This is a genomic window from Kribbella sp. ALI-6-A, assembly GCF_001984195.1.
GTDB lineage: Bacteria > Actinomycetota > Actinomycetes > Propionibacteriales > Kribbellaceae > Kribbella.
The window spans coordinates 704,829-726,669 of the sequence record NZ_MTQN01000012.1 but is presented as its reverse complement, the minus strand read 5'-3'; the positions used below and the strand labels follow the sequence as shown (position 1 = coordinate 726,669).

At 70.2% G+C, this 21,841-nt stretch carries 17 protein-coding genes; 9 read left to right on the top strand and 8 right to left on the bottom strand.

The genetic code is table 11. The features are described 5' to 3' along the window. Positions 1 to 2: 2 nt before the first annotated feature. Entirely contained in the window at positions 3 to 986 is a 984-nt protein-coding gene (pseB, locus tag BWI15_RS29955) for a UDP-N-acetylglucosamine 4,6-dehydratase (inverting) (protein ID WP_077017888.1), read from the bottom strand. Between the two features lie 197 nt (positions 987 to 1,183). Here pseB and BWI15_RS29950 point away from each other — a divergent pair, with 197 nt between their 5' ends. Continuing rightward, on the top strand, positions 1,184 to 2,221 hold the full coding sequence (locus tag BWI15_RS29950; RefSeq protein WP_077017887.1) for a PseG/SpsG family protein: 1,038 nt from the start codon (positions 1,184 to 1,186) through the stop codon (positions 2,219 to 2,221). On the opposite strand, the gene BWI15_RS29945 is transcribed toward BWI15_RS29950, so the two are convergent. Together BWI15_RS29945 and BWI15_RS29940 are read right to left on the bottom strand one after the other, a co-directional pair. Further along, complete coding sequence (locus tag BWI15_RS29945) at positions 2,214 to 4,463, bottom strand: hypothetical protein (RefSeq protein ID WP_077017886.1); 2,250 nt, start codon at positions 4,461 to 4,463, stop codon at positions 2,214 to 2,216. The two genes, BWI15_RS29950 and BWI15_RS29945, sit on opposite strands and share 8 nt — an antisense overlap. A gap of 58 nt (positions 4,464 to 4,521) precedes the next feature. After that, positions 4,522 to 6,849, bottom strand: a complete 2,328-nt coding sequence (locus BWI15_RS29940) for a hypothetical protein (protein WP_077017885.1) — start codon at positions 6,847 to 6,849, stop codon at positions 4,522 to 4,524. Positions 6,850 to 6,914: 65 nt separating this feature from the next. Here BWI15_RS29940 and BWI15_RS29935 point away from each other — a divergent pair, with 65 nt between their 5' ends. From BWI15_RS29935 to BWI15_RS39585, 6 genes are all read left to right on the top strand, one after another. After that, positions 6,915 to 7,934, top strand: coding sequence for a glycosyltransferase family 2 protein (locus tag BWI15_RS29935; protein ID WP_077017884.1), 1,020 nt, complete (start codon positions 6,915 to 6,917; stop codon positions 7,932 to 7,934). Between the two features lie 11 nt (positions 7,935 to 7,945). Then, positions 7,946 to 9,085, top strand: coding sequence for a dTDP-4-amino-4,6-dideoxygalactose transaminase (rffA, locus tag BWI15_RS29930; RefSeq protein ID WP_077017883.1), 1,140 nt, complete (start codon positions 7,946 to 7,948; stop codon positions 9,083 to 9,085). Position 9,086: 1 nt separating this feature from the next. After that, positions 9,087 to 9,848 carry an N-acetyltransferase gene (locus tag BWI15_RS29925; RefSeq protein ID WP_077017882.1) on the top strand — a complete coding sequence of 254 codons (762 nt, stop codon included), beginning with the start codon at positions 9,087 to 9,089 and terminating at the stop codon, positions 9,846 to 9,848. A gap of 191 nt (positions 9,849 to 10,039) precedes the next feature. Further along, positions 10,040 to 12,370 (top strand): glycosyltransferase family 2 protein, encoded by a 2,331-nt coding sequence (locus BWI15_RS29920; RefSeq protein ID WP_077017881.1) that lies wholly within the window; start codon positions 10,040 to 10,042, stop codon positions 12,368 to 12,370. After that, on the top strand, positions 12,370 to 13,200 hold the full coding sequence (locus tag BWI15_RS29915) for a hypothetical protein (RefSeq protein ID WP_077017880.1): 831 nt from the start codon (positions 12,370 to 12,372) through the stop codon (positions 13,198 to 13,200). The genes BWI15_RS29920 and BWI15_RS29915 overlap by 1 nt, the downstream gene beginning before the upstream one ends. Further along, positions 13,193 to 15,031, top strand: coding sequence for a hypothetical protein (locus BWI15_RS39585; RefSeq protein WP_077017879.1), 1,839 nt, complete (start codon positions 13,193 to 13,195; stop codon positions 15,029 to 15,031). The genes BWI15_RS29915 and BWI15_RS39585 overlap by 8 nt, the downstream gene beginning before the upstream one ends. 70 nt (positions 15,032 to 15,101) lie before the next feature. On the opposite strand, the gene BWI15_RS29905 is transcribed toward BWI15_RS39585, so the two are convergent. Further along, positions 15,102 to 16,592: a class I SAM-dependent methyltransferase gene (locus tag BWI15_RS29905; RefSeq protein WP_077017878.1), complete on the bottom strand. Its 1,491-nt coding sequence runs from the start codon at positions 16,590 to 16,592 to the stop codon at positions 15,102 to 15,104. Position 16,593: 1 nt separating this feature from the next. Beyond that, complete coding sequence (locus tag BWI15_RS29900; RefSeq protein ID WP_077017877.1) at positions 16,594 to 17,547, bottom strand: glycosyltransferase family 2 protein; 954 nt, start codon at positions 17,545 to 17,547, stop codon at positions 16,594 to 16,596. A gap of 57 nt (positions 17,548 to 17,604) precedes the next feature. Here BWI15_RS29900 and BWI15_RS29895 point away from each other — a divergent pair, with 57 nt between their 5' ends. Then, positions 17,605 to 18,069: a GtrA family protein gene (locus tag BWI15_RS29895; RefSeq protein WP_077017876.1), complete on the top strand. Its 465-nt coding sequence runs from the start codon at positions 17,605 to 17,607 to the stop codon at positions 18,067 to 18,069. Between the two features lie 96 nt (positions 18,070 to 18,165). On the opposite strand, the gene pseI is transcribed toward BWI15_RS29895, so the two are convergent. The 3 genes from pseI to BWI15_RS29880 form a co-directional block, all read right to left on the bottom strand. Continuing rightward, a complete protein-coding gene (gene pseI / locus BWI15_RS29890) occupies positions 18,166 to 19,221 on the bottom strand; it encodes a pseudaminic acid synthase (RefSeq protein ID WP_077017875.1) in 1,056 nt (351 codons plus the stop codon). Continuing rightward, positions 19,218 to 19,742, bottom strand: coding sequence for a peptide chain release factor 2 (locus BWI15_RS29885; RefSeq protein WP_077017874.1), 525 nt, complete (start codon positions 19,740 to 19,742; stop codon positions 19,218 to 19,220). Before BWI15_RS29885 ends, pseI begins: the two co-directional genes overlap by 4 nt. A 120-nt stretch (positions 19,743 to 19,862) precedes the next feature. Beyond that, positions 19,863 to 20,168, bottom strand: coding sequence for a hypothetical protein (locus tag BWI15_RS29880; RefSeq protein WP_077017873.1), 306 nt, complete (start codon positions 20,166 to 20,168; stop codon positions 19,863 to 19,865). Between the two features lie 99 nt (positions 20,169 to 20,267). On the opposite strand from BWI15_RS29880, the gene BWI15_RS29875 reads away from it, so the two are divergent. Next, entirely contained in the window at positions 20,268 to 21,839 is a 1,572-nt protein-coding gene (locus BWI15_RS29875; RefSeq protein WP_143465968.1) for a glycoside hydrolase family 10 protein, read from the top strand. The last annotated feature ends 2 nt before the right edge of the window (positions 21,840 to 21,841 follow it).

Sequence of the window (21,841 nt, the reverse complement as noted above, 5' to 3'; positions counted from 1 at the left end):
GCTCAGACGTCGCTCTCGAGAATCTTGGTGATCTCCTCGATCGTGTACCACTCCTCGTTGTTGTCCGAGGTGTAGTGGAAGCCGTCCGCGACCGGGACGCCGTTGGCCGGCGGGGTGTAACCCCAGGTCGCCAGGTCCGGCTGCAGCACGTAGCGGTCGCCGATCGCCAGCGCGCGGCGGCCTTCCTCCGGGCTGATCATCTCCTCGTGCAGCTTCTCGCCCGGGCGCAGGCCCATGTCGTGCATCTTGGCGCCCGGCGCGATCGCCTGGGCCAGGTCGGTGATCTTCATCGACGGGATCCGCGGCACGTACAGCTCGCCGCCCTGCATCTGCTCGAACGAGTCGACCACGAACTGGACCGCCTCGGGCAGCGTGATCAGGAACCGGGTGCAGCGCAGGTCGGTGATCGGCAGCGACTGGCCGGCCTCGTGCAGGGCGCGGAACTTCGGGATGATCGAGCCGCGCGAGCCCATCACGTTGCCGTAGCGGACCACGCAGAACCGGGTCTCGTACGCCGCGGCGTAGTGGTTGCCGGTGATGAACAGCTTGTCGGCGGTCAGCTTGGTCGCGCCGTACAGGTTGATCGGGCTGGAGGCCTTGTCGGTGGACAGCGCGACGACCTTCTTCACGCCGGAGTCGATCGAGGCCTCGATCACGTTCTGCGAGCCGACCACGTTGGTCTGAACGAACTCCCACGGGTTGTACTCCGCGGTGTCGACCTGCTTCAGCGCCGCCGCGTGCACGACGTAGTCGACCTTGTGCATGGCGCGGTTCAGCCGGGCGCGGTCACGGATGTCGCCGATGAAGAACCGCAGCCGCGGGTCGTCGCCGAACAGCTGGCGGACCTCCCACTGCTTGAGCTCGTCGCGGCTGAAGATGATGATCCGGCGCGGGTCCAGGTTGTCCAACGCGTAGCGGATGAACGCCTTGCCGAAGGAGCCGGTGCCTCCGGTGACGAGGATGTCGGAGCCGGTGAGGATGGACACGTCGAGTAGGACCCTTCTGAGGGGACAGTTCCGGACAGCCGCGGAGCGTATACCCGCTGAGCAGCAACTCCGTACGATAGCGGGCCGCGGTTCGGAAGCCTCAATCACCGGTTGGCCCGCCCCTGGACAGACGCCCCTGCAGCCCCAGAAGTTCGCCGCCGTCCCAGAACGTTTCCGCCGTTCGGTACGGTCTGGGCGTGACTGTGCGGATCGGTGTCAGGTGTGACGTGGGCCCCACGCGGGGGATCGGCCATGTGATGCGCAGTCTGGCGCTGGCCGAGGAGCTGGTCCGGCGGGGTGCCGAGGTGGTGTTCGTGTGCGACAGCCACACGGTGCCGTGGGCCGACGAGCAGATCCGCGGGCGGGGGATCGCGGTCGAGCCGGCGGTCTGGACCGCTGAGCAGCACCTCGAGCTGTTCGGGCGGCTGGGGCTGACCGCGGTGGTGTGGGACTCCTACGACCTCGACCCGGCCGTTTTCGCCGCGGTCCGGGCGTCGGGGCTGCCGTCGCTCGCGATCGTCGACGGCGGGTACGGCGGCGCGGTGGCCGACATCCTGGTCGACCAGAACCTCGGCTCCGAGCTGGACAGCCCGGAGTTGCCCGAAGGCGCGATCCGGCTGGCCGGGCTCGACTACGTGCTCCTGCGCAACGAGATCCTCGAGCTGCGTCCCGCCGAGCCGCCGGCACCGCGCAGCGGCGGCGTACCGAAGGTTTTCGCGTTCTTCGGCGGCACCGATGCCTTCGGCGCCGGCCCGTACGTCGTCCAGGCGCTCGCCGCGACCGGTGTGCCGTTCGAGGCGCTGGTGATCGCACCGGGTGACGAGCTGGCCGAGGCGATCGGAGCAGTGCACCTGCAGCCGGGCCAACACGTGGAGGTGATCGGTCCGACGTCCCAGCTGGCCAAGGCGGTCGTCGCGTCCGACCTGGTGATCAGCGCGTCCGGCACGTCCACCTGGGAGCTGCTGTGCCTCGGCGCGACGGCCGGCCTGGTCTGCGTCGTCGACAACCAGGTGATGGGCTACGAGCGCACGGTGGCCACCGGCGCGGCCGTTGGCGTAGGAGTCCTCTCGGACCTCAAGGCCGACCCCTCAGCCGCTGCCGCCGTACTCGGTCCGCTGCTGCAGGACCCGGCCGAGCGCGCCCGCCTGGCCGCTGCCGGATGGCAGCTGGTCGACGGCCAGGGCCGGGTCCGCGTGGCGGACCACCTCTTCGAGCTGCTGGCCCGGACTACCTGATCTCGTAGATCGTCGCGTCCAGCGTCGCGTGGCGGAGCCGGACGTACTGCTTGAGGTCGGGGGACACGCCGCCGGCGCGGTGGTCGGCGTACAGCCAGCGGACGCCGTAGCGGCGGAGGCGGTCGATGACCGGTGCGGAGGGGGAGCTGAAGGCGGCGTCGTTGGTGGCCAGGACCTCGCGGCTCCAGAACTGCAGCAGGCTGGGGTTGCCGCCTTGGCTGACCGAGATGCGGTTGGCGCGGTTCGTGTACGCCCACCCCTCGACCAGGAGCTGCCGCTCGGACAAGGCGGCGATCCAGAAGTGGCGGCTGTCGCAGACGTCGCCGCGCTGGACGATGCAGTGCGCGTTGGTCGCGACCAGGTCGTCGGGGCTGGTGTTCGCCTGCAGCCAGCGGGCCGCGTCGGCCTCGGCTGTAGTCGGTCCGCCGCCGGAGACCTTGCCGTAGATGACCAGCGTCGCCTGGTCGGACACCAGCGTCAGCAGGGGCAGTGAGGTCGAGCCGGCCATACAGGCGGCGACCAGCGACGCCAGGGCTGCTGTGACGAGACCACCGCTGCGGCGTCCGAGTCTCCACGCGATGGCCACGACCAGTCCGGCCACCAGCAAAGCCAGCAAGGTCAGGAGGAACGGCACCTTCACGCCGTTTACGCCCTCCGAGGCCACCCTGGCCAGTCCGGCGCCGAGCAGACCCAGACCGGCCGCCGCAGCCACCAGTACGCCGCTGCGCCGGTCGCCCAGCTTGTCGGCCAGCCGGGCCAGCCCGAGGCAGGAAAGCACCGCCAGAAAGGGAAAACCGGTCCGGTAGAAGTAGACCTGGCTGACCCCGGGCTGCGAGGTGAGCACGCTCGCCGCGAAGCCGCCGATCGCCGCACCGGCCAGGAACACCACTCCGGGATCACGCCAGAACCTGCGCAGGAACAGCACTCCGACCACCGCCAGACCCCAGGCGGCGGTAGTCGTCGCCGCACTGAGCAGCTGCGCGGCCCGGTCCACCCCGGTGCCGTGCCGCAGCGCGGCGTACGGCTGGAGCTGGATGAAGAGCTGTCCGGGCTTGATCTGCAGGCCGGACGACTCACCACCGAACACAGCGATCGCCGCGGCGATGAAGATCACCAGCACGATCAGTCCGCCGACCAGGGCCCGCCCGGTCGAGCGCCGGGTCGCCAGCCGGGCCAGGAAGACCAGGCCGAACCCGCAGACCGCCAGCGGGAGGATCGTCGCCTTGGCCCCCGACGACGCCAATGCGACCAGGACGAACAGGATCCACCGGCTCCGCACCGGCCGGGCCCGCAGCAGATCGACAGCCAGTACGGCGAGCAGCAGAGCCAGCATCATGCCCAGGTTCTGCGTCGGGCTCAGGTACTGGCTGGAGGCCATCGAGATGTTGCCCAGCGAGATGTCGTGCAGCGGCTGCAGCGTGCCTCCCACTCCGGCGAGCAGGACGGCGAACGGCCCGGCCCAGACCGCACCCGGGTGCGGCTCCTCACCGGGCTTCACCAGGAAGCGCTGGGTGAGGGTGAAGACCAGCGCACAGCCGGCCAGAGCCAGCGGGACCCACAGCAGCGAGTAGAGCAGGTTGGTCAGGTCGATGCCGGTCGACCAGGAGGTCGCCGCGGCCACCTGGTGGAAGAAGGTGTGGTACTTCATCGGCTCGCCGAAGACCCACAGCGGCACGATCGGTACGTCGCTCTTCGCGCTCGCCGCGAGCGCCTGGTGGAACGCCATGTCCGGGAAGCTGACGTTCGGATCCGTGTACGCCGGTGCGTAGCGCCCCGGTCCCTTCGCGTACATCAGCAGCAGGACCAGCGCCGCGGACGCCGCCAGTAGCCAGGCGGTGAGCGGCGCGAGCGGGGCCTCCACCCGGCGCCAGACCCGAGCCCGGACGTCGCTGTCGATCACTCCGACGACCAGGACGATCGGTGCCCACAGCCAGGACCAGCGCTGGAGCCCCACGGACGAACTGGCCAGATAGACCAGCAGTTGCGCCGACGTACCGACGGCGAAGGCGGCTGCGCAGTCCTCGACCAGGTTGCGGCGGTAGGCACCGATCAGCCGCCACAGCACCAGGCCGGGCAGGCCGACGCCGAGCAGAACGAAGGCGGTGAACTTCAGCACGTCGAGCACCGGAGCGTGCCGGTCCATCATCACCAGCGTCAGGACGGCGATCGGTACGGCGGCGAGCAGGCCCGCGAGAGAGCCGGCGCCGCGTTCTCTCGGCCCGCGCCGCCTCGCCTTCGACATGCGCGTCACCTTAATCGGGCCGGACCACGAAGAGGTACCTCGCCGTCACGATGAGTGGTCACGGCAACTCGTAGATCAGCGCGTCCGGTGCCGCGTAGCGCAGCGTCGCCAGGGAGTTCAGGTTCTGCGAGACGGCGGTCTGGGTCGGGTCGGCGTACAGCCAGCGCACGCCGTACTTCGTGCGCAGCAGCCGCAGGTTTTCGCGGGTCGGCGAGACGAACGCCCGGTCGTTGTCCTCGAGCTTCTGCTCGTCCCAGAACGGCAGGCCGTTCGCGCTCTTGCCGGTGGCGGCGACCAGGTCGTTGATGGTGTTGGTGTAGCCCCAGCCCTCGACCAGCACGTGCCGCTCGGACAGCGCGGAGATCCAGAAGTGCCGGACGTCGCAGCCGGAGGCGTTTTTCATCGCGCAGTGCGCGTTGGTCGCGATCAGGTCGGTCGGCGAGGTGTGGTCGCGCAGCCAGTGCGCGGCGTCGGTCTGGGTCTGCGTCGGGCCCAGCGTGTACTTGTCGCTCAGCGGCTGCAGCTCGACCGGGCGGTAGTTGAGCATGGTCTGGACCGGCAGCAGCAGTCCGGCACCCATCCCGGCGAGCACGAACGACGCCATCGCGATCCGGCTCGGCCGGCCGCGGCGCTTCGCCAGCTTCCACAGCCCGGTGACCAGGCCGGCGACCACGGCGAGCAGCAGAATCGTCCACACCCAGGGCGCGACCAGACCGGTCAGCGTGCCGTCCGGACGGCGGAACGGCTTGCCCTCACCCGGGTTCGCCTTCGTGATCGCCCGGGCCAGGAACGTCGCGCCCGCGCCGCCGAGCACGGAGGCGAGCACAGCGATCCCGGACCGCCGGTCGGCGAACCAGAAGACCAGCATCCAGGCACCGGCCGCGGCCAGCGCGGCGATCACCGGTACGGCGGTGCGGTGGAAGTACATCTGGCTGGTGCCGGGCTGGTCGGTCAGCACCATCCCGCCGAACCCGGCGATCGCGATGCCGACCAGGAAGATCATCCCGGGGTCGCGGAACCAGCGGGCCGTCGTACCGACCAGCACCAGCAGGCCGGCCGAGCCGAGCAGCAGCGACAGGCAGACCACGATGCCGCTGATCCACATCGCGCCGTGGTCGTACTCGCCCCAGCCGACCTCCTTGGCCACCAGCGGGTAGACGCCGATCTTGGCGAAGGTGACCCACGGCCGGACCGCGAGCCCGGAGGAGTGGTTGCCGAACACGACCACGATCGCGCCCAGGAAGACCGCGCTCAGCACGCCGATCAGCACCAGCGCCCCGGTGGCGAAGCGGCGGTAGAAGAGCCGGATGAACAGGACCAGCCCGAGGCCGCAGATGATCAGCGGCAGCACGGTCGCCTTGGAGCCCGATGCCGCGACGCCGATCAGCACGAACAGCACCCACGTGCCGGGCGCGCTGCGGCCGCGCAGCAGGTCGATGCCGAGCAGGGCCATCAGCGCGAGCAGACCGCCGCCCAGGTTCTGCGTCGGGCTGCCCCAGACGTAGTTGGTCAGGCCCTCGGCGGGCAGCGTCACGGTCGGGTAGGCGTTGATCGTGCCGCCGATGCCGGCCACGGCGACCGCGAGCGGGCCGGCCCAGCGTGAGCCCGGGGCGATCCGGTCGGTCAGCGCGAAGATCAGCGCGCACCCGGCCAGCAGCAGCGGGATCCAGCCGATCGTGTAGACGAGGTCGGTCAGGTCCACGTCGGTCGCCCACGAGGTGGCGGCGGTGAACTGGTGCCAGAAGTAGTGGTAGTCCATCTGCTCGCCCTGCAGGTACGGAGCCTGCAGGGGGAAGTCGTACTTCGCGCTCGCGGCCAGCGCCTGGTGGAAGGCCATGTCCGGCGAGTTCGAGCGGGCGTCGGTGTACGGCGCGGGGAGCAGATTGCGGTAGCGGCCGGTCGCGTAGATCGGCAGCAGACAGGCCCCTGCGATCAGCCAGGCGGTCAGCGGGTTGACCGGACGCTCCACCCGGCTCAGACAGCGCCGGCGCCAGGCCGGTACGGCGACCGCGACCATCAGCACCGGTGCGACCCACAGCCAGGCCCACTGCTGCAGCCCGAGCGGCGCCACGGCCATGTAGACCAGCAGGAGCACGGAGACGCCGACCAGTGAGCCGGCGGCGAAGTCCTCGATCAGGTTGTGCCGGAACGGGCTGGCCAGCCGCCACAGGATCGTGCCCGGCAGCGTGATGCCGAAGATCCAGAACCGCAGCAGCCGGACGATGCTGTCCTGCGAGGCGTGCCCGGCCATCAGCCAGATCAGCACCCCGGCCAGGACGGCACCGGCCGCGAACTTGAGCACGACGCCCAGCACCGCGCGCCAGGGGACGGTTTTCGGCTCGTGACGCGGCGGGGCACCTGGGAAGCTGGGCGCTCCGAGCGTCATGGTTGGCACGGAGGAAGATTAGCCGGGGTCACCGGGCACACTGGGCCTCACGGGAGGAGGTGCCGATGCGAGCCGACGGAACGGCAGTGGCCAAGTCCGCTTCACCCGTGCTGTCCGTCGTCGTCCCGATGTACGACGAACAGGACGTGCTGCCGATCTTCTTCGCGCGGATGCGCCCGCTGCTGGACGGTCTGGGCATCAGCTACGAGGTGGTGGTCGTCGACGACGGCAGCCGCGACGCGACGGGCGCTCTGGTGACCGACGCGAGCAAGACGTGGCCACAGCTCCGCCTGGTCCGGCTGCTGCGCAACTCCGGGCACCAGGCCGCGTTGTCGGCGGGTTTTCGCCGGGCCCGCGGCGAGTACCTGGTGACGATCGACGCCGACCTGCAGGACCCGCCCGAGGTGATCGCCGAACTGCTGGCCGCCGCGCGGGACTCCGACGTCGACGTCGTGTACGGCGTACGTTCCGACCGGTCCAGCGACACCTGGCTGAAGCGGACCACCGCGCGGATGTACTACCGGCTGATGTGCCGGCTGGTCGGCCGGGAGATCCCGTTCGACGCCGGTGACTTCCGGCTGGTGTCCCGGCGCGTGGTGGACGCGGTGAACGCGCTGCCCGAGGACGGGCGGGTGTTCCGGCTGGTGATCCCGTGGCTGGGTTTCCCGAGCGCCGAGGTGAAGTACGTGCGCGCCGAGCGGGCGGCCGGAGTGACCAAGTACAACCTGCGCAAGATGGTCGGGCTCGCCTTCGACAGCGTCACGGCGTTCTCGGCGGCGCCGCTGCGACTGGCCACCTGGCTCGGTCTGCTCGGTGGGCTGGTCTCCTGTGCGGTGGTGGTCGCCGCACTGGTGATCAAGCTGGCCGGGCGCAGCATCCCGGGCTGGACGTCGACCGTGCTGGCCGTCGGAGTGATCGGCGCGATCCAGCTGCTCTGCCTCGGCCTGCTCGGCGAGTACGTCGCCCGGTTGTTCCAGTCCAGCCAGAAGCGCCCACAGTTCCTGGTCGGCTACGACAGCCTGGAGGATCCAGGCCACCACACGTACGCCGAGGCGCTCGAATCCAGCGAGCCCGAGCAGCGGTAGGCTCCGTCCTCATGCCGGACCCCATCCCCTTCTCCAAGGCCTACCTGGCGGGCGACGAGCTCGCCTACGTGAACCAGGCCTTCTCCTCGGCCGCGGTCGTCGGTGACGGGCCGTTCACCGCGCGCGCGACCGAGTTGGTCACCAAGCTGACCGGTGGGCTCGGGTCCCTGCTGACCACGTCGTGCACGCACGCGCTGGAGATGACCGCGCTGCTGCTCGACCTGTCGCCCGGCGACGAGGTGATCATGCCCTCGTTCACCTTCGTCTCGACCGCCAACGCCTACGCGCTGCGCGGCGCCGTTCCGGTGTTCGTCGACGTCCGGCCGGACACGCTGAACCTGGACGAGACCCAGGTCGAGGCGGCGATCACCGACCGGACCAAGGCGATCGTGGTGGTGCACTACGCCGGGGTCGCGGTGGCGATGGACGAGATCCTCGCGATCGCCGGCAAACACGGCGTGGTGGTGATCGAGGACAACGCGCACGGTCTCGGCGGGACCTACAAGGGCCGGCCGCTCGGTTCGCTCGGGCTGATGGCGACCCAGTCCTTCCACGGCACCAAGAACGTGCACTGCGGCGAGGGTGGTGCCCTGGTCGTGAACGACACCGACCTGCTGCACCGGGCCGAGATCATCCGCGAGAAGGGCACCAACCGCAGCGCGTTCTTCCGCGGCCAGGTGGACAAGTACCGCTGGGTCGACATCGGCTCGAGCTACCTGCCGGCCGACCCGTTGGCCGCGTTCCTGACCGCCCAGCTGGAGCGGTTCGACCAGATCCAGGCGCCCCGGCTGGCCATCTGGGACCGGTACGAGCGCGAGCTGGCCGACTGGGCCGCCGCGCACGGCATCGGCGTACCGACCGTGCCGGCCGAGTGCGTGCATCCGGCGCACATGTACTACCTGCTGATGCCGACCCACGAGCACCAGCTCGGCCTGATCGCGCACCTGCGCGAGCGCAACATCACCGCGCCGTTCCACTACGTGCCGCTGCACTCGGCTCCGGCCGGCGAGCGGTACGGCCGGGTCGGCCCAGGTGGCTGCGAGGTCACCGAGCGGATCAGCGGCCAGCTGGTCCGGCTCCCGCTGTTCAGCCAGCTGACCGAGGAGGAGCAGACCCGCGTGATCGACGGTCTGCTCTCCTACCCGATCTGAGATGGGCTGGTACGACGCGCTGGAGGCCGGTGAGCTGACCAGCAGCCCCTCGGAGTACGAGACGAAGCGCTTCGGCGTTTCCGTCGACCGGGTGACGGTCTCCGCCTCGGCCGGTACGCCGCTGGAGGAGGTGCTCGCCGCGGTCGACAAGTCGACGGCCGACGTCGTCGTGCTGCGCTACCCGGCCCGGGAGGTCTCCTGGTTCGCCGCACTGGCCGCAGGACGTCGTACGGCGGTGCTGGCGGACTCGCTGGTCTACTGGTCGCTCCCGGTCGGCAAGGGCCGTCGTCCGGCGCCGCTGGCCGGGTTCACCGCCGGGCTCGAGACGGCGATCGAGGACGACCTGGTCGACGACCTGGTCGGGGACATCTTCGGCGACTACGGGAACCACTACTGCGCCAACCCGCTGTTCGACCGGGCGCTGGCGCTGGCCGGTTACCAGGAGTGGGCCCGGCGCAGCATCGCGGCCCAGGGCGCCGTCGTACTGCGGGGGCCGGACCGCCGGGTGCTCGCACTGGCGACCGTCGACCAGCAGGCGTCGTGGACCGAGATCGAGCTGGCCGGCGTCGTACCGGCCGAGCAGGGGCGTGGGCGGTACGCGCACCTGCTGGCAGCGGTGGAGGACGCCAGCACGGCCCGCCGGCTGGTGATCTCGACGCAGGGGCACAACACCGGGGTCCAGAGGGCCTGGGCGCGGTACGGATTCGAACCGGTGCACACCCTGCTGACCGTGCATCTGGTGAATGAAAAACAAAATCTCTGAGAAGATTCCCAGGGCTTCCGCGGACCGCTCGGACGACTACTCAGCGGTGCTAACATGACCGGCGATGGATCACTGGTCGCCGCCCGGACCTTGGTTGCTCCGGCGCTGTGTGCCCAGGCAGCATCGGGTCAGGCGGTAGTGCCGACCAGGATGTCGACCGACCGCCGACTGAGCCGAGGAGATTTGCCGTTGTGACGCCGCGGCTGAGTGTCGTTGTGCCCTTCTACAACGTCCGCGACTACATCGGGGACTGTCTGGACTCGATCGCGCGGCAAACCTGGACGGACTTCGAGGCGATCCTCGTCGACGACGGATCCCCCGACGACAGCGCCGCGATCGCCAAGGAGTTCTGCGACCGCGACCAGCGGTTCCGGATCGTCACCCAGGAGAACCAGGGTCTCGGCCCGGCGCGCAACACCGGCGTCCGGCACGCCCAGGGTGAGTACCTCACCTTCGTCGACAGCGACGACCTGGTCACCCGGCACGGCTTCGAGAAGCTGATCCGCACGCTGGACAGCAGCGGCTCGTCGTTCGCCGGCGGCAACGCGCGCCGGTTCAACAACAGCTCCGGCGTCCGGCCGTCGTGGATCCACCGGCTGCCGTTCGCCCGGGACCGGATCGCCACCCACGTGATCGAGACCCCGGACCTGATCCTGGACCGGATGGCCTGGAACAAGGTCTACCGGCGGTCGTTCTGGGACGAGTACGGCTACCAGTTCCCGGCGATCCGCTACGAGGACTACCCGGTGACGCTGAAGGCGCACCTGGACGCGGTCACCGTCGACGCCCTCGCCGTACCGGTCTACTACTGGCGCGAGCGGGAGTCCGGCGAGTCGATCACCCAGCAGAAGTTCCAGCTGGGCAACATGGAGGACCGGGTCCGGTCCGCCGAGATGGTGATGGACCTGGTCGAGACCGGCGACGCCCTGCGCGAGGTCCGCCGCCGGGTGCACGGGCACTTCACCCAGATCGACCTGCTCACGCTGATGATGGCCTTCGGCGCGGCCCCGGCCGAGGAGGAGCAGAACCTGCTCAAGCTCGCCCGCCGGCTGATGGACCGGCTGGACGACTCGGTCCTGGCCCGGGCGCACAGCTACGACCGAATCCAGCACTCGGCGCTGGCCGCCGGTGACGTCGACCTGCTCCGCCGGCTGGCCCACTTCCGCAACGAGGGCGGCCTGCGCGGCGGCGCCCGGGCGCTGTCCCGGCCCGGCCGGCCGTGGCAGTTCGAGCACAACTACCCCGGCGTACAGGACCAGAACCCGTCGGTCTCGCGGGAGCTGTACCGGCTGCCGATGAAGGACCTGACGCTGGCCACCAGCGTGCGCGAGGTCAGCTGGCTCGACGACGGGTCGCTGTCGGTCAAGGGCACCGCGGAGATCCGGCACCTGGAGACCAAGACGTCGTCCAACCTGCGGATCGCGCTGGTCGTCGGCGGGGCTGAGACCCCGTTGGCCGTCCGCCGCTACGACGCGATCGACACCCACGGCGACCCGGCCCTGGTCGGCTTCGAGGTCCGCCTCGACAAGACGCTGCTCGGCAAGATCAAGGGCACCGGCGCCCCGGCGCACTTCATGGTGCGGCTGCGCTCCGGACGCCTGCGCCGGCACGGCAAGCTGCGTGGCCAGCGCCCGGGCAGCCCGGGCTGGCCGCCGGGCGCCTGGATCGACAGCGCCAGCTGGATCCAGCCGGGCCCGGGCGCCGACGGCGCCTTCGTGCTGCGGCGCATGGTCGACCCGACCCGGCTCACCGCGGTCAGCCAGACCGCGGACGCTTTGGTGCTGCAGGGCCGCGTCCCCGCGACGCTGGAGGAGCCGAAGCTGCGGGTGACCCGGCCGCTGGCCGGCAAGGACCAGGAGCTGCCGCTGACCTTCGGCGGCGACGGCCGCGACTTCACCGTGCGGATCCCGGTCCGGCCGATCATCGAGGACACCAACCCCGACGACCCGTTCACCCAGCGCACCACCTGGGCGTTCAAGATGGTCGGTACGAACGACTCGAAGCTGCTGCTGTGGACCGCTCCGCCGCAGGCCGTGCACCACCTGGCCGACGGCCGGATGGTCACGCTGACCCGTTCCACCGGCGGTTACGTCAACCTGCACGAGGCCCCGCTGCGGCTGCCCGCCGAGCACGCCAATCTGGTTGCCGGAAGCAACGGCGTGGAGCTGCGGATCGACGGGCCGGTGCTGGCCGGCGAGGGCTACACGTTCAACTGGCGGCGTTACCTGGACGACTCCGACGAGCACGCGGACGTGGTCTGCCGGCTGACCGTCGAGGACGGCCGATGGACCGCCGTCGCCGACGTGGCCGACCTGATCCCGACCGACTTCGTGGTGAACTCCTCGGACCCGCTGGCCAGCCTGGCCGACTGGATCCTGTTCGCGACCGGTCCGGACGGCGCCGAGCACGCGGTGCAGTGCGAGCCGTTCCTGTCCGGCCGGCTGCCGATCGAGGTCGAGCAGTCCGGTCACACCGCCGCGCTGCGCCCGCACGCCGGCACACTCCACCTCGAGGTCCGCTGATGCATCACCACAACCACTACTACGGCCAGGCCCACATCCTGGCCCGGTACGCCGGCCTGGACGACCAGTACCCGCCCCGCCTGCGCGGTTACCTGCAGCACGGCTGGAACATCGCCGACGGCTGGAACCCGGTGCACGAGTTCTACGACGGCGCGTGGCGGTTCACCTGGAGCGACGGACCGCGGCGCCGCGGCCACGCGCTCGGCCGGCGCAACTACCACAGCATCGGAGCGCCGTTCCTGTACCTGCAGGAACTGGAGCCCGAGCTGGGCGCCGTCGCGGAGGAGGAGCGCGAAGGCACGCTCTGGTTCCTCTTCCACGGCTGGGAGGGCGGCAAGATTCAGGGTGACCACAAGCGCCTGATCGACGAGATCCGCGAGACCGAGCCCGGCCCGGTCACCTTCAGCCTGTACTACACCGAGTACGACCGGCCCGAGGTGCGCAAGTCCTACGAGGACGCCGGGTTCCGGGTGGTCTCGTTCGGCCGCCGCGGGTTCTCCTACGAGGGCACCGACCCGAAGTTCCTCTACAAGCAGCTGGCCGAGCTGCGCAAGCACAAGCGGGTGGCGGCCAACCGGCTGTCGACCGCGATCTTCTACGGGATCGCCGCCGGCTGTGAGGCCGCGGTGTACGGCGACCCGATGGAGATGGAAGGCGAGAACCCGCTCTTCGGCGGGCAGAGCCGGATCGCGCGGCTGTGGCCGGAGATGCTGGGCAAGGAGCTGGACATGGACGCCGCCCGGGCGACCACCGACCTGGAACTGGGCGTGCCGTGGATGATGCCGCCCGCGGAACTGCGCATGTTGTTCGATTGGAGAGAGCGTGTCTGACAACCAGCTGGCCGTCGAGGTCGTCCGCGGCGAGATGCAGCCGTGGAGCGACTACTCCGGCAAGCGGGGGGCTGTCCAGGGACCGGCGCTGCGCGCGCTGCTCGCGGACGTCCTGCCCGACGGGGCACGCACCCTGATCGTCGGTCCGCACGGCGCCGACCTGATCGAGGCGGTCGTCGCCAAGGCGTCCGAGGCGACGCTGCTGGTCCGCTCGGTCTCCGACGCGGGCGAGCTGGCCGAGACCTTCGGCGACCGCCTGCAGGTCGTTGCCGGCGCGCTGGACGGGCTCGCCGAGGCCGGGCGTCCGGCGTACGACGTGGTCGTGGCCGCGGACGGCCTGGACCGGGTGATCGGCTACGACAGCCCGGACCTGACCTGGCCCCAGCGCCTCGACGCCCTGGCCGCCGTCACGTCGTCCGACGCGGTCGTGGTGCTGGGCCTGGAGAACGAGTTCTCCCTCACCACTGTGCTCGACCGCCGCCCAGCCGACCAGCGTCACGGCGACGACGAGTGGCGCCCGCTGCACGACGACCCGGCCCGGCCGGTCTCCACGGACCAGCTGGTCGCCGAGCTCGACCGCGTCGGCCTCACCGGCGCCACGGCGTACGCCGCCTTCTCGGTCGCCGAGACTCCGCACGCGCTGGTGTCGACCGACGCTGCCGCCGCGGCGCGTCCCGGTCAGCTCCCCGCCCGCCTGGCGGTGGAAGCCCTCGAGGCGGCCTCCGCCGTGGTCCCGCTGCTGGCCCCGATCGCCGAAGCCGCCGACGCCGCCGCCCGCGCCGGACTGCTGGCTTCGACGCCGACCGGCTGGATCGCCGTACGGGGTGCGGCGCCGAAGCACGCCGTGTACGCCCAGACCACGGGCCACCCGGCGGTGCTGACCGCTGACCCCGACGGGGACAAGTGGTCGGTCGCACTCACCGCGGTCTCGTCCGAAGAATCTCCGGCGCCAGCCGGCGCCGACCAGGCAGCGGCCTCTTCCGCCGCATCGCAGGCGGCCGTCGCGGGGCTGCTGTCCTTCGACGCCTCGGTCGTTCCCTCGACCGTGCCCGGCGGTGTGACGGCAGAGACCTTGCTGTTCCGTCTGGCCGCCGCTGAAGACGTACCGGGCTTCCGGGACCTCGCCGGCCGGCTGGGGGACTGGGCTCGCTCGCAGACCGGTAGCCGGGTGCTGCCGCGCTGGGACGACGTGGTCGTCGACGGCGACAGCTTCGCCTTCGGCCCCTCGGCCTGGGTGACCGTCGCCGAGGAGACCGAGCAGGACCGCCTCGCCGCCGCCTGGGCGCGCTTCCACGAGCGCCTGATCGGCGCCCACCGCCGCCACCCGTGGCCGCCGTGGATGGTCGGCGACGACCTGGTCTCGGCCTGGCTGGCGATGTCCGGCATCGACGCCCCGGCGCAGACCCCGGCGACCAGCCCGGACACCCCGTCGGTTTCCGTCGCACAGGTTGCCCGGGGCAAGGAGCTGGCGACCGCCCTGGCCACCGCGCTCGGCGTACCGGCTGACGCGTCGCAGACGCCCGACCTGCGGACCGCGCTGGCCGACGCCGAGCGCGCCGCGCAGGAGGTGCACGAGCTCAAGGGGCAGATCTTCGGCCTGGAGCGCACGCTGGGCTTCCGCGACAAGGCGCTGAAGACGCGCGAGACGCGCCTGCGGGAGATGCGGACGCAGGTGCAGAAGGCGAACGCGGAGCGCACCAAGCTGAAGAACTCGCGGGCGTACTCGGCGGTCACGCTGATCCGCAGGGCCGCGCAGATCCGGAACCCCCGCAAGTTCGCCGGCAAGGTCAAGCGCCGCGTGAAGCGCCAGCTGCGCGAGAAGCTGGGATAACCCGCGACACCTCAACTGCGTCCGAAGGACCGAGCGCTACAGCCTCGGCTTCTTCGGACGCTGTTGTTTGTCAGCGGCGGGCGATCAGGAGTTGGTGGGTGTCCGGCCAGTCGACCGGTGTGCCGTCGGGGGTGGTGAGGGTGGCTACCGGGGCGATGCGGTTCTCGATCACCCAGTCGTTGCGCCAGGGCTTCGAGGACGGGTCGACGGTGAAGCCGGCCGACTCGGTGATGGTGGTCCAGTCGGGGTAGCTCAGGCCGCAGAACTGTTCGTGGGTTTCGCTCAGCCAGTTGTCGACGTAGTCCTTGCGGGTGAGGAAGTCCATCGCGTCCGCCAGCCGCAAAACCGGGTGGCCGGCGCGGATCGTGTACTCGAAGGGGACGCGGGCGTTGCGCCGGAAGTCCTGGGCGAACTGGAAGAAGCGGGCCCGGGTGGACAGTGCGCTGACGTGCGCGGCGGGGTCGGCGAGGGACTCGAGGTCGACCGGCTCGTCGGGGTTGAGGCCGTCGGAGTCGTCCAGCGCCAGTACGACGGGACGATCCGGCTCAGCCGGTCCGCAGACGTCGGAGTTGATCCAGACGCCGTCGGGCGCGGTGTGGGCGAAGAGGCGGTCGACGAAACGCTGGACGGTCTCCCGTCGTGAGCCGTCGGCGTACGACCAGATCTCGTGGGTCAGCGCCAGGGTGAGCGTGGTGTCGATCGAGCGGGGCGGGAAGACGGCCGCGCCGAGCATGTTGCGCTGGTAGAAGTAGACGTTGGGATTGCTGAAGAACCCCTGCTCCTTCTTGTGCACGCACTCGGCGTACAGGTGCCGCGCGACCTCCACGCCGATCAGGTCGGACTCGTGGAAACGCGGGTCGGCGTCGACCAGCTGCAACGTCGCGCCGGTCGCGCAGCCGATGTCGAGGATGCGTCCGGGGCGGACGAAGTCCTTCAGCTGCGACCATTTCCGGTCCGCCGCGGTCTCGAAGGCGTCGGCGTAGGTCTTGTAGTCCCGGGTCGTCGTCAGCCCGCCGTCGTCGCCGACCACCGGGTCGTTGACGCACCGCCGGACCTGCGCGTCCAGGTGGTACCGGTCGAACACGTCGACGGTCGCCGGGTGGGCCAGCGTCCGCCACCCATCGTTGCCCGCAGCAATCATCAGCAGGACGTCCCACGGCCGCGCCTGGCCTTCGGGCTCGACCCCGATCACCTGGAAACCAAGGCGTTCGTACAGCTTCGCGACCTCCGGCGTCGAGCAGGCGACCACCGTGTTGCCCGGTTCCAGCCGGACCTGGTCGTCGGTGCCCGCCTCGATCGCCTTCACCGTCACCTCCGCGAAGTCGTCGGTCGGCGGCGTGTCCACCACGCCGACCACCAGTGACCGCAGGCCGGTCGCCACGCTGAACCGCTCGATCGCGGCCTCGCGCCGGTGGTACGGGATCGGGTTGCGCTTGGTGGTGTGGTGGTTCGCCGACGTCACCGCCCAGACGACCGTCGTACCGGCCGGCGCGGCCTGGGTCAGGAATTCGGCCTGGAAGCGGGTCAGCACATGGTGCCGACCGGGAAAGAGCAGGTACACGTCAGTCCGTCTCGGTGGTGATGTCCGGGTGGGCGTCGCCGTCGGTCCGCTCCCGGATCACGTACGTCGGCCGGCCCATCGAGCCGGAGTGCAGTCGGCCGACGTACTCACCGAGTACGCCGAGGGCGAGCATCTGGGCGCCGGAGAACAGCGCCACCATCGACGCGATCGTGGTGAAGCCCGCGACCGTGGTCGCGCCGACGGCGTACTTGTAGATGATCACGCCGAACAGTCCGACGCCGAAGACCGCGCAGATGAAGCCCAGGTAGCCAACCAGGCGCAGCGGCTCGGTGGAGTAGCCGGTGATCAGCGTCAGGGCATGCTTCATCAGCATCCAGGTGGTGTAGTTCGACCGGCCCTCGGCCCGGTCTTCCATCCGCACCGTGGTCTGGGCGATCCGCGTGGTGGACCATGACAGCGCCACGTCGACCGAGGCGTGCGGCCCGTCCAGTCCGTCGAAGCCGTCCCGCAGGAAGGTCCGGAACGCCCGGAACGCGCTGATCGACTTCGCGTTCTGCACCGACAGCGTGGAGGCCATCGCGGCCTTGACCAGCCGGGAGGCGAACGACCGGACGACGCCGTGCTCCTCCTCCGTCGGTACGCCGTACACCAGGTCGACGTCGTCGGTCAGGGCCTGGAGCAGCAGCGGCACCTGGTCGGCCGGGTGCTGCAGGTCGTCGTCCATCGTGACGACCACCTCGTACCGCGCGCTGCGCACGCCGGCGATCAGCGCGTTGTGCTGGCCGTAGTTGCGCGCCAGGCGCAGGGCGCGGGTCTCCGGATACTTGTTCGCCAGCTCGCTGGCCACCTGCCAGGTGTCGTCCGGGCTGCCGTCGACCACCAGCACGATCTCGAACCCGGTGGTGGCCTCGGGCAGGACGTGCGACAGGTCCTCGACAAGGCGCGGCAGGGTCTTGGCGGACCGATAACATGGCACGACGACGGAGACGAGCACTGCTTGCCCTTCGGAAGGTGACGCTGCGGAGGCGGCGGCCTGGGTGCTTCCGCCGTCGTGATTATCCCACTGCTGAGAGGCACCGCCATTTCTGTCGACTTTGCCGTCGTCGCGCAACTGCCGGCCAAACTGCTCGGCGACCACCGCGTCCGCTACCTGCTCGTCGGCGCCGGCACGAACGTCTTGTACTTCGGCCTGTTCTGGCTCGGCTGGCACGTCTTCGAGGGCACCCTGCCGTACCTGCTGGTCACGGCCCTGGCGAATTTCACCACCGCGCTGGCCGTTTACCCGGCGTACCGGACCTTCGTCTTCCAGTCGCGGACCAGCTGGCCGCGGGGCTTCGCCAAGTTCTACACCGTCTACCTGTTCGGCCTCGGCTGCTCCCTGGTCGGCATGCCGCTGCTGATCGAGCTCCTCGGCACACCGGTCCTGCTCGCTCAGGCCCTGGTCATCCTGCTGGTCCCGGTGGCGTCGTACCTGCTCCACCGCTTCTGGACCTTCCGCGACGCGTCCCACGCCTGAGTCGATGCGTCGGTCGGCCGAGAAGTTGTCCCGCACCCGGAACTGACGAAGGCCCCGGACCGACCTGCGGTCCGGGGCCTTCGACGGGGCTGAGTCCTACAGCACGTCCCAGGTCAGCGGGGTGCCCTTCGGGGTGTCCTGGCGGAACTCGCGGCCTTCGACCGAGCTGAAGGCGTCCGGGGGGAGGCCGCCGGCCGGGCGGACCGAGCGGACGTTGTCGGGGGCAACCTTTTCGCCGGCCTTGACGTCGCGGGTGACGTAGAGGGAACGGCGGAAGCGCAGCACGTTCTGCTCGGCCTGCTTCGGGCCGACGACGGGCTCGCCGAGGGCCTGCTGGGCGACCTTCGTGCCCTCGACCAGGGCCTTGACCTCGTGCGGCTCCAGGGAGAACGCGGAGTCGACGCCGCCGTCGGCGCGCGACAGCGTGACGTGCTTCTCGATCACCGTGGCGCCGAGCGCGACGGCGGCGATCGCGGCGCCGATGCCCATCGTGTGGTCGGACAGGCCGATCTGGACGCCGAGCGCGTCGCGCAGGACCGGGATGGAGCGCAGGTTCGACTGCTCCGGCGGGGCCGGGTAGCTGGCGGTGCAGGACAGCACGACGATCTGCTCGTTGCCGGTGGAGCGCGCCGCGCGGACCGCCGCGTCGATGTCCATCAGCGTGGCCGAACCGGTGGAGATGATGATCGGCTTGCCGGTCTCGGCCATCGCGCGGACCAGCGGCAGGTCACCGATCTCGTTCGAGGCGACCTTGTACGCCGGCACGTTCAGCTTCTCCAGGAAGTCGATCGCGGTCGGGTCGAACGGCGACGAGAAGGCCAGCATGCCGAGCGAGTTGGCCAGCTCGAAGATCGGCTCGTGCCACTCCCACGGGGTGTGCGCCTCCTGGTACAGGTCGTACAGCCGCGCGCCGCCCCACAGCTCGTGCTCCGACGGCAGCCGGAAGGCCGGCAGGTCCACGTCGAGGGTGATCGTGTCGGCGGTGTAGGTCTGCAGCTTCAGCGCCTGGACGCCGGTCTCGGCCATCGCCCGGACGATGTCCTTGGCCCGCTCGATGTCGCCGTTGTGGTTGCCGGACATCTCGGCGATGACGAACGGCTGGTGCTCCGGCCCGACCGGGACGTCACCGAAGTTGATGGTCTTGGCACTCATGAGTTTCCCTTCGGCTTGCGCCGGTTGAACTTGTTCAGGCTGATCGGCAGCACGGTGATCTCCCGGCCGTCGGAGTAGCGCGTCTCAGGCTCACCCTCGACGAACCGGAACCGCCGGTTCATCTGCCGGACCACGGTGTTGTGCTCGAGCACCTCGCCGTACAGGTCGTCCAGGCCGAGCTCGTCGAAGGCGTACGCCGTGGCGTCCTTCATCACCTCGATCCAGGCCGGCAGGGTCTCGCCCCGCTCGGCCAGGCCCTCGGCGTCCAGGAAGAAGCCCCAGGCCCCGGTCTTCGGGCTGGCGTCCAGCTCGAGGTCGAAGAAGTTGACCACGCCCGCGACCACGCCGTCGCGTTCGTAGATCAGCACCCGGCGGGTCGGGTCGACGCTCGCCTTGGCCCACCAGGCCAGGTGCTCGTCGGCGCCGATCTCGTGGGAGTTGATGCTGACGTCGCGGTTGGGCTGCTGGTTGCGCAGGTCCCGGATGATGTCGACGTCGCCGTCCGTGGCCGTGCGCAGCACCTGTCCCGCCCTTTCGGTTCACCGGTTGGATCCGGCCACCACGGTACCGGCTGCGCACCACCGGGAGCGATCCGGTCGCCAGACGTGGATCGTGTGGACCGATCACGGCCGGTTATGGCCTCAGTCGGCGGCGATCTGCAGCGCGATCACGAGTTCGGCGACGACGGCGGCCAGACCGGCGTACAGCCAGCCCGGGCGGGGCTTGCCGTGCGAGCGGAGGAAGGTCGCGAGCAGGGCGACCGGCAGGGTGAGCAGCGGCCCGAACAGAGCCAGCTTGAACGGCAGTTGACCGTACGCGCAGGAGCCGCTGGTCGCGCCGCCGGTGCACGGGGACGTCGGAGTCAGGGCCAGGATGCCGAAGAAGACGGTGACGCAGGTGCCGACCAGGAGTGCGATCAGACCGAGCGCCGTGGCGAGAGTACGCATTCGGCGCAGCGTAGCGGCCGACGGGCCGACGTCTTCAAAGCTGAGCCGCGATGTGTAAGTATCTTTCGATCTCGTCCCACAGAGTAGTCGGAGAGTGACATGAGAGTCTGGCGTGTGGTCGGAGTCCTCGGAGTCGCGGTGGGTCTGCTGGTCGGCGGTCTGACCAGCGCCGGTACGGCGACCGCAGCACCTGCCAGTGGATGCACCCCGGATCCGAAGACTCCACTCCGGCAGTTCCGGGCCACCTGGGTCTCGTCGGTGGTCAACATCGACTGGCCGTCCCGGACCGGGCTGTCGCCGGCGCAGCAGCAGGCCGAGCTGATCGGCTGGCTCGACGACGCGGTCCGGCAGCGCCACAACGCCGTCGTACTGCAGGTCCGTCCGACCGCCGACGCGTTCTGGCCGTCCGCGATCGAGCCCTGGTCGCGCTACCTGACCGGCACGCAGGGCGGCGATCCCGGCTACGACCCGCTGGCCTTCGCCGTCGCCGAGGCGCACAAGCGCAACCTCGAGCTGCACGCCTGGTTCAACCCGTACCGGCTCTCGATGGGCACGGACCTCAACGCGCTGGTTCCGACGCACCCGGCCCGGCAGCACCCCGACTGGGTCGTCACGTACGGCGGCAAGCTCTACTACAACCCCGGCATCCCCGCGGCCCGCAAGCTGGTCGAGGACGCGATCATGGACGCGGTGTCGAAGTACGACATCGACGGAGTGCACTTCGACGACTACTTCTACCCGTACCCGGTGGCCGGTCAGGTCTTCGACGACGCCGCGACCTACGCCCAGTACGGCGCCGGCTTCGCGACCGTGCAGGACTGGCGGCGCAACAACATCGACCTGCTGATCCAGGAGCTGCAGCAGCGGATCAAGGCCGCCAAGCCCTGGGTGAAGTTCGGCATCTCGCCGTTCGCGGTCTGGCGCAACAAGGGCACCGACCCGCTCGGCTCCGACACCACCGCCGGCGTGCAGACGTACGACGACCTCGCGGCCGACACCCGCAAGTGGGTCCGCGAGCAGTGGATCGACTACATCGTGCCGCAGGTCTACTGGGCCGGCGGGTTCGCGCCCGCGGACTACAACAAGATCGTGCCCTGGTGGGCCGAGCAGGTCCGCGGCACCGACGTGCACCTCTACATCGGCCAGGCCACCTACAAGGTCGGTACGTCGACGCAGTCGCCCGACTGGTCCGACCCGGCCGAGCTGAGCGACCACCTGGCCTTCAACAGCACGATCCCCGAGGTGAAGGGCGACATCTACTTCTCCGCCAAGGACGTGCGCGCGGACCGGCTCGGTGCCACCTCCCTGCTCAACAGCACCTGGTACACCCGGCCCGCGCTGGTCCCGGCGATGCCGTCGCTCGACGCCCGGCCGCCGCTGCCGGTCCACGGCCTCAAGGCCGCCCGGACCGCCGGCGGCGTCGAGCTCCAGTGGCGTGCGACCTCGAAGGACACCACGTCGTACGCCGTCTACCGCCGTGACCTGACCGCCGGTGACTGGTGCGCCGACAACGACGCGCGCAACCTGCTGGCGACGATGCGGTCCACCGGCGGTCAGCAGACGTACGTCGACACCACAGCCGTTGCCGGACGCCACTATCTGTACCTGGTCACCGCACTGGACCGCGGCTGGAACCAGAGCGTCCCGCTGCCCGCGGCCGTCGTTCGCTGAGC

What these genes read in the sequence shown, in the direction of transcription:
- rffA (WP_077017883.1), top strand. Translation starts at nt 7,946, where the DNA reads ATGCCGGACCCCATCCCCTTCTCCAAGGCCTACCTGGCGGGCGACGAG.
- BWI15_RS29915 (WP_077017880.1), top strand. Translation starts at nt 12,370, where the DNA reads ATGCATCACCACAACCACTACTACGGCCAGGCCCACATCCTGGCCCGG.
- BWI15_RS29875 (WP_143465968.1), top strand. Translation starts at nt 20,268, where the DNA reads ATGAGAGTCTGGCGTGTGGTCGGAGTCCTCGGAGTCGCGGTGGGTCTG.
- BWI15_RS29935 (WP_077017884.1), top strand. Translation starts at nt 6,915, where the DNA reads ATGCGAGCCGACGGAACGGCAGTGGCCAAGTCCGCTTCACCCGTGCTG.
- pseI (WP_077017875.1), bottom strand. Translation starts at nt 19,221, where the DNA reads ATGAGTGCCAAGACCATCAACTTCGGTGACGTCCCGGTCGGGCCGGAG.
- BWI15_RS29940 (WP_077017885.1), bottom strand. Translation starts at nt 6,849, where the DNA reads ATGACGCTCGGAGCGCCCAGCTTCCCAGGTGCCCCGCCGCGTCACGAG.
- BWI15_RS29945 (WP_077017886.1), bottom strand. Translation starts at nt 4,463, where the DNA reads ATGTCGAAGGCGAGGCGGCGCGGGCCGAGAGAACGCGGCGCCGGCTCT.
- BWI15_RS29925 (WP_077017882.1), top strand. Translation starts at nt 9,087, where the DNA reads ATGGGCTGGTACGACGCGCTGGAGGCCGGTGAGCTGACCAGCAGCCCC.
- BWI15_RS29880 (WP_077017873.1), bottom strand. Translation starts at nt 20,168, where the DNA reads ATGCGTACTCTCGCCACGGCGCTCGGTCTGATCGCACTCCTGGTCGGC.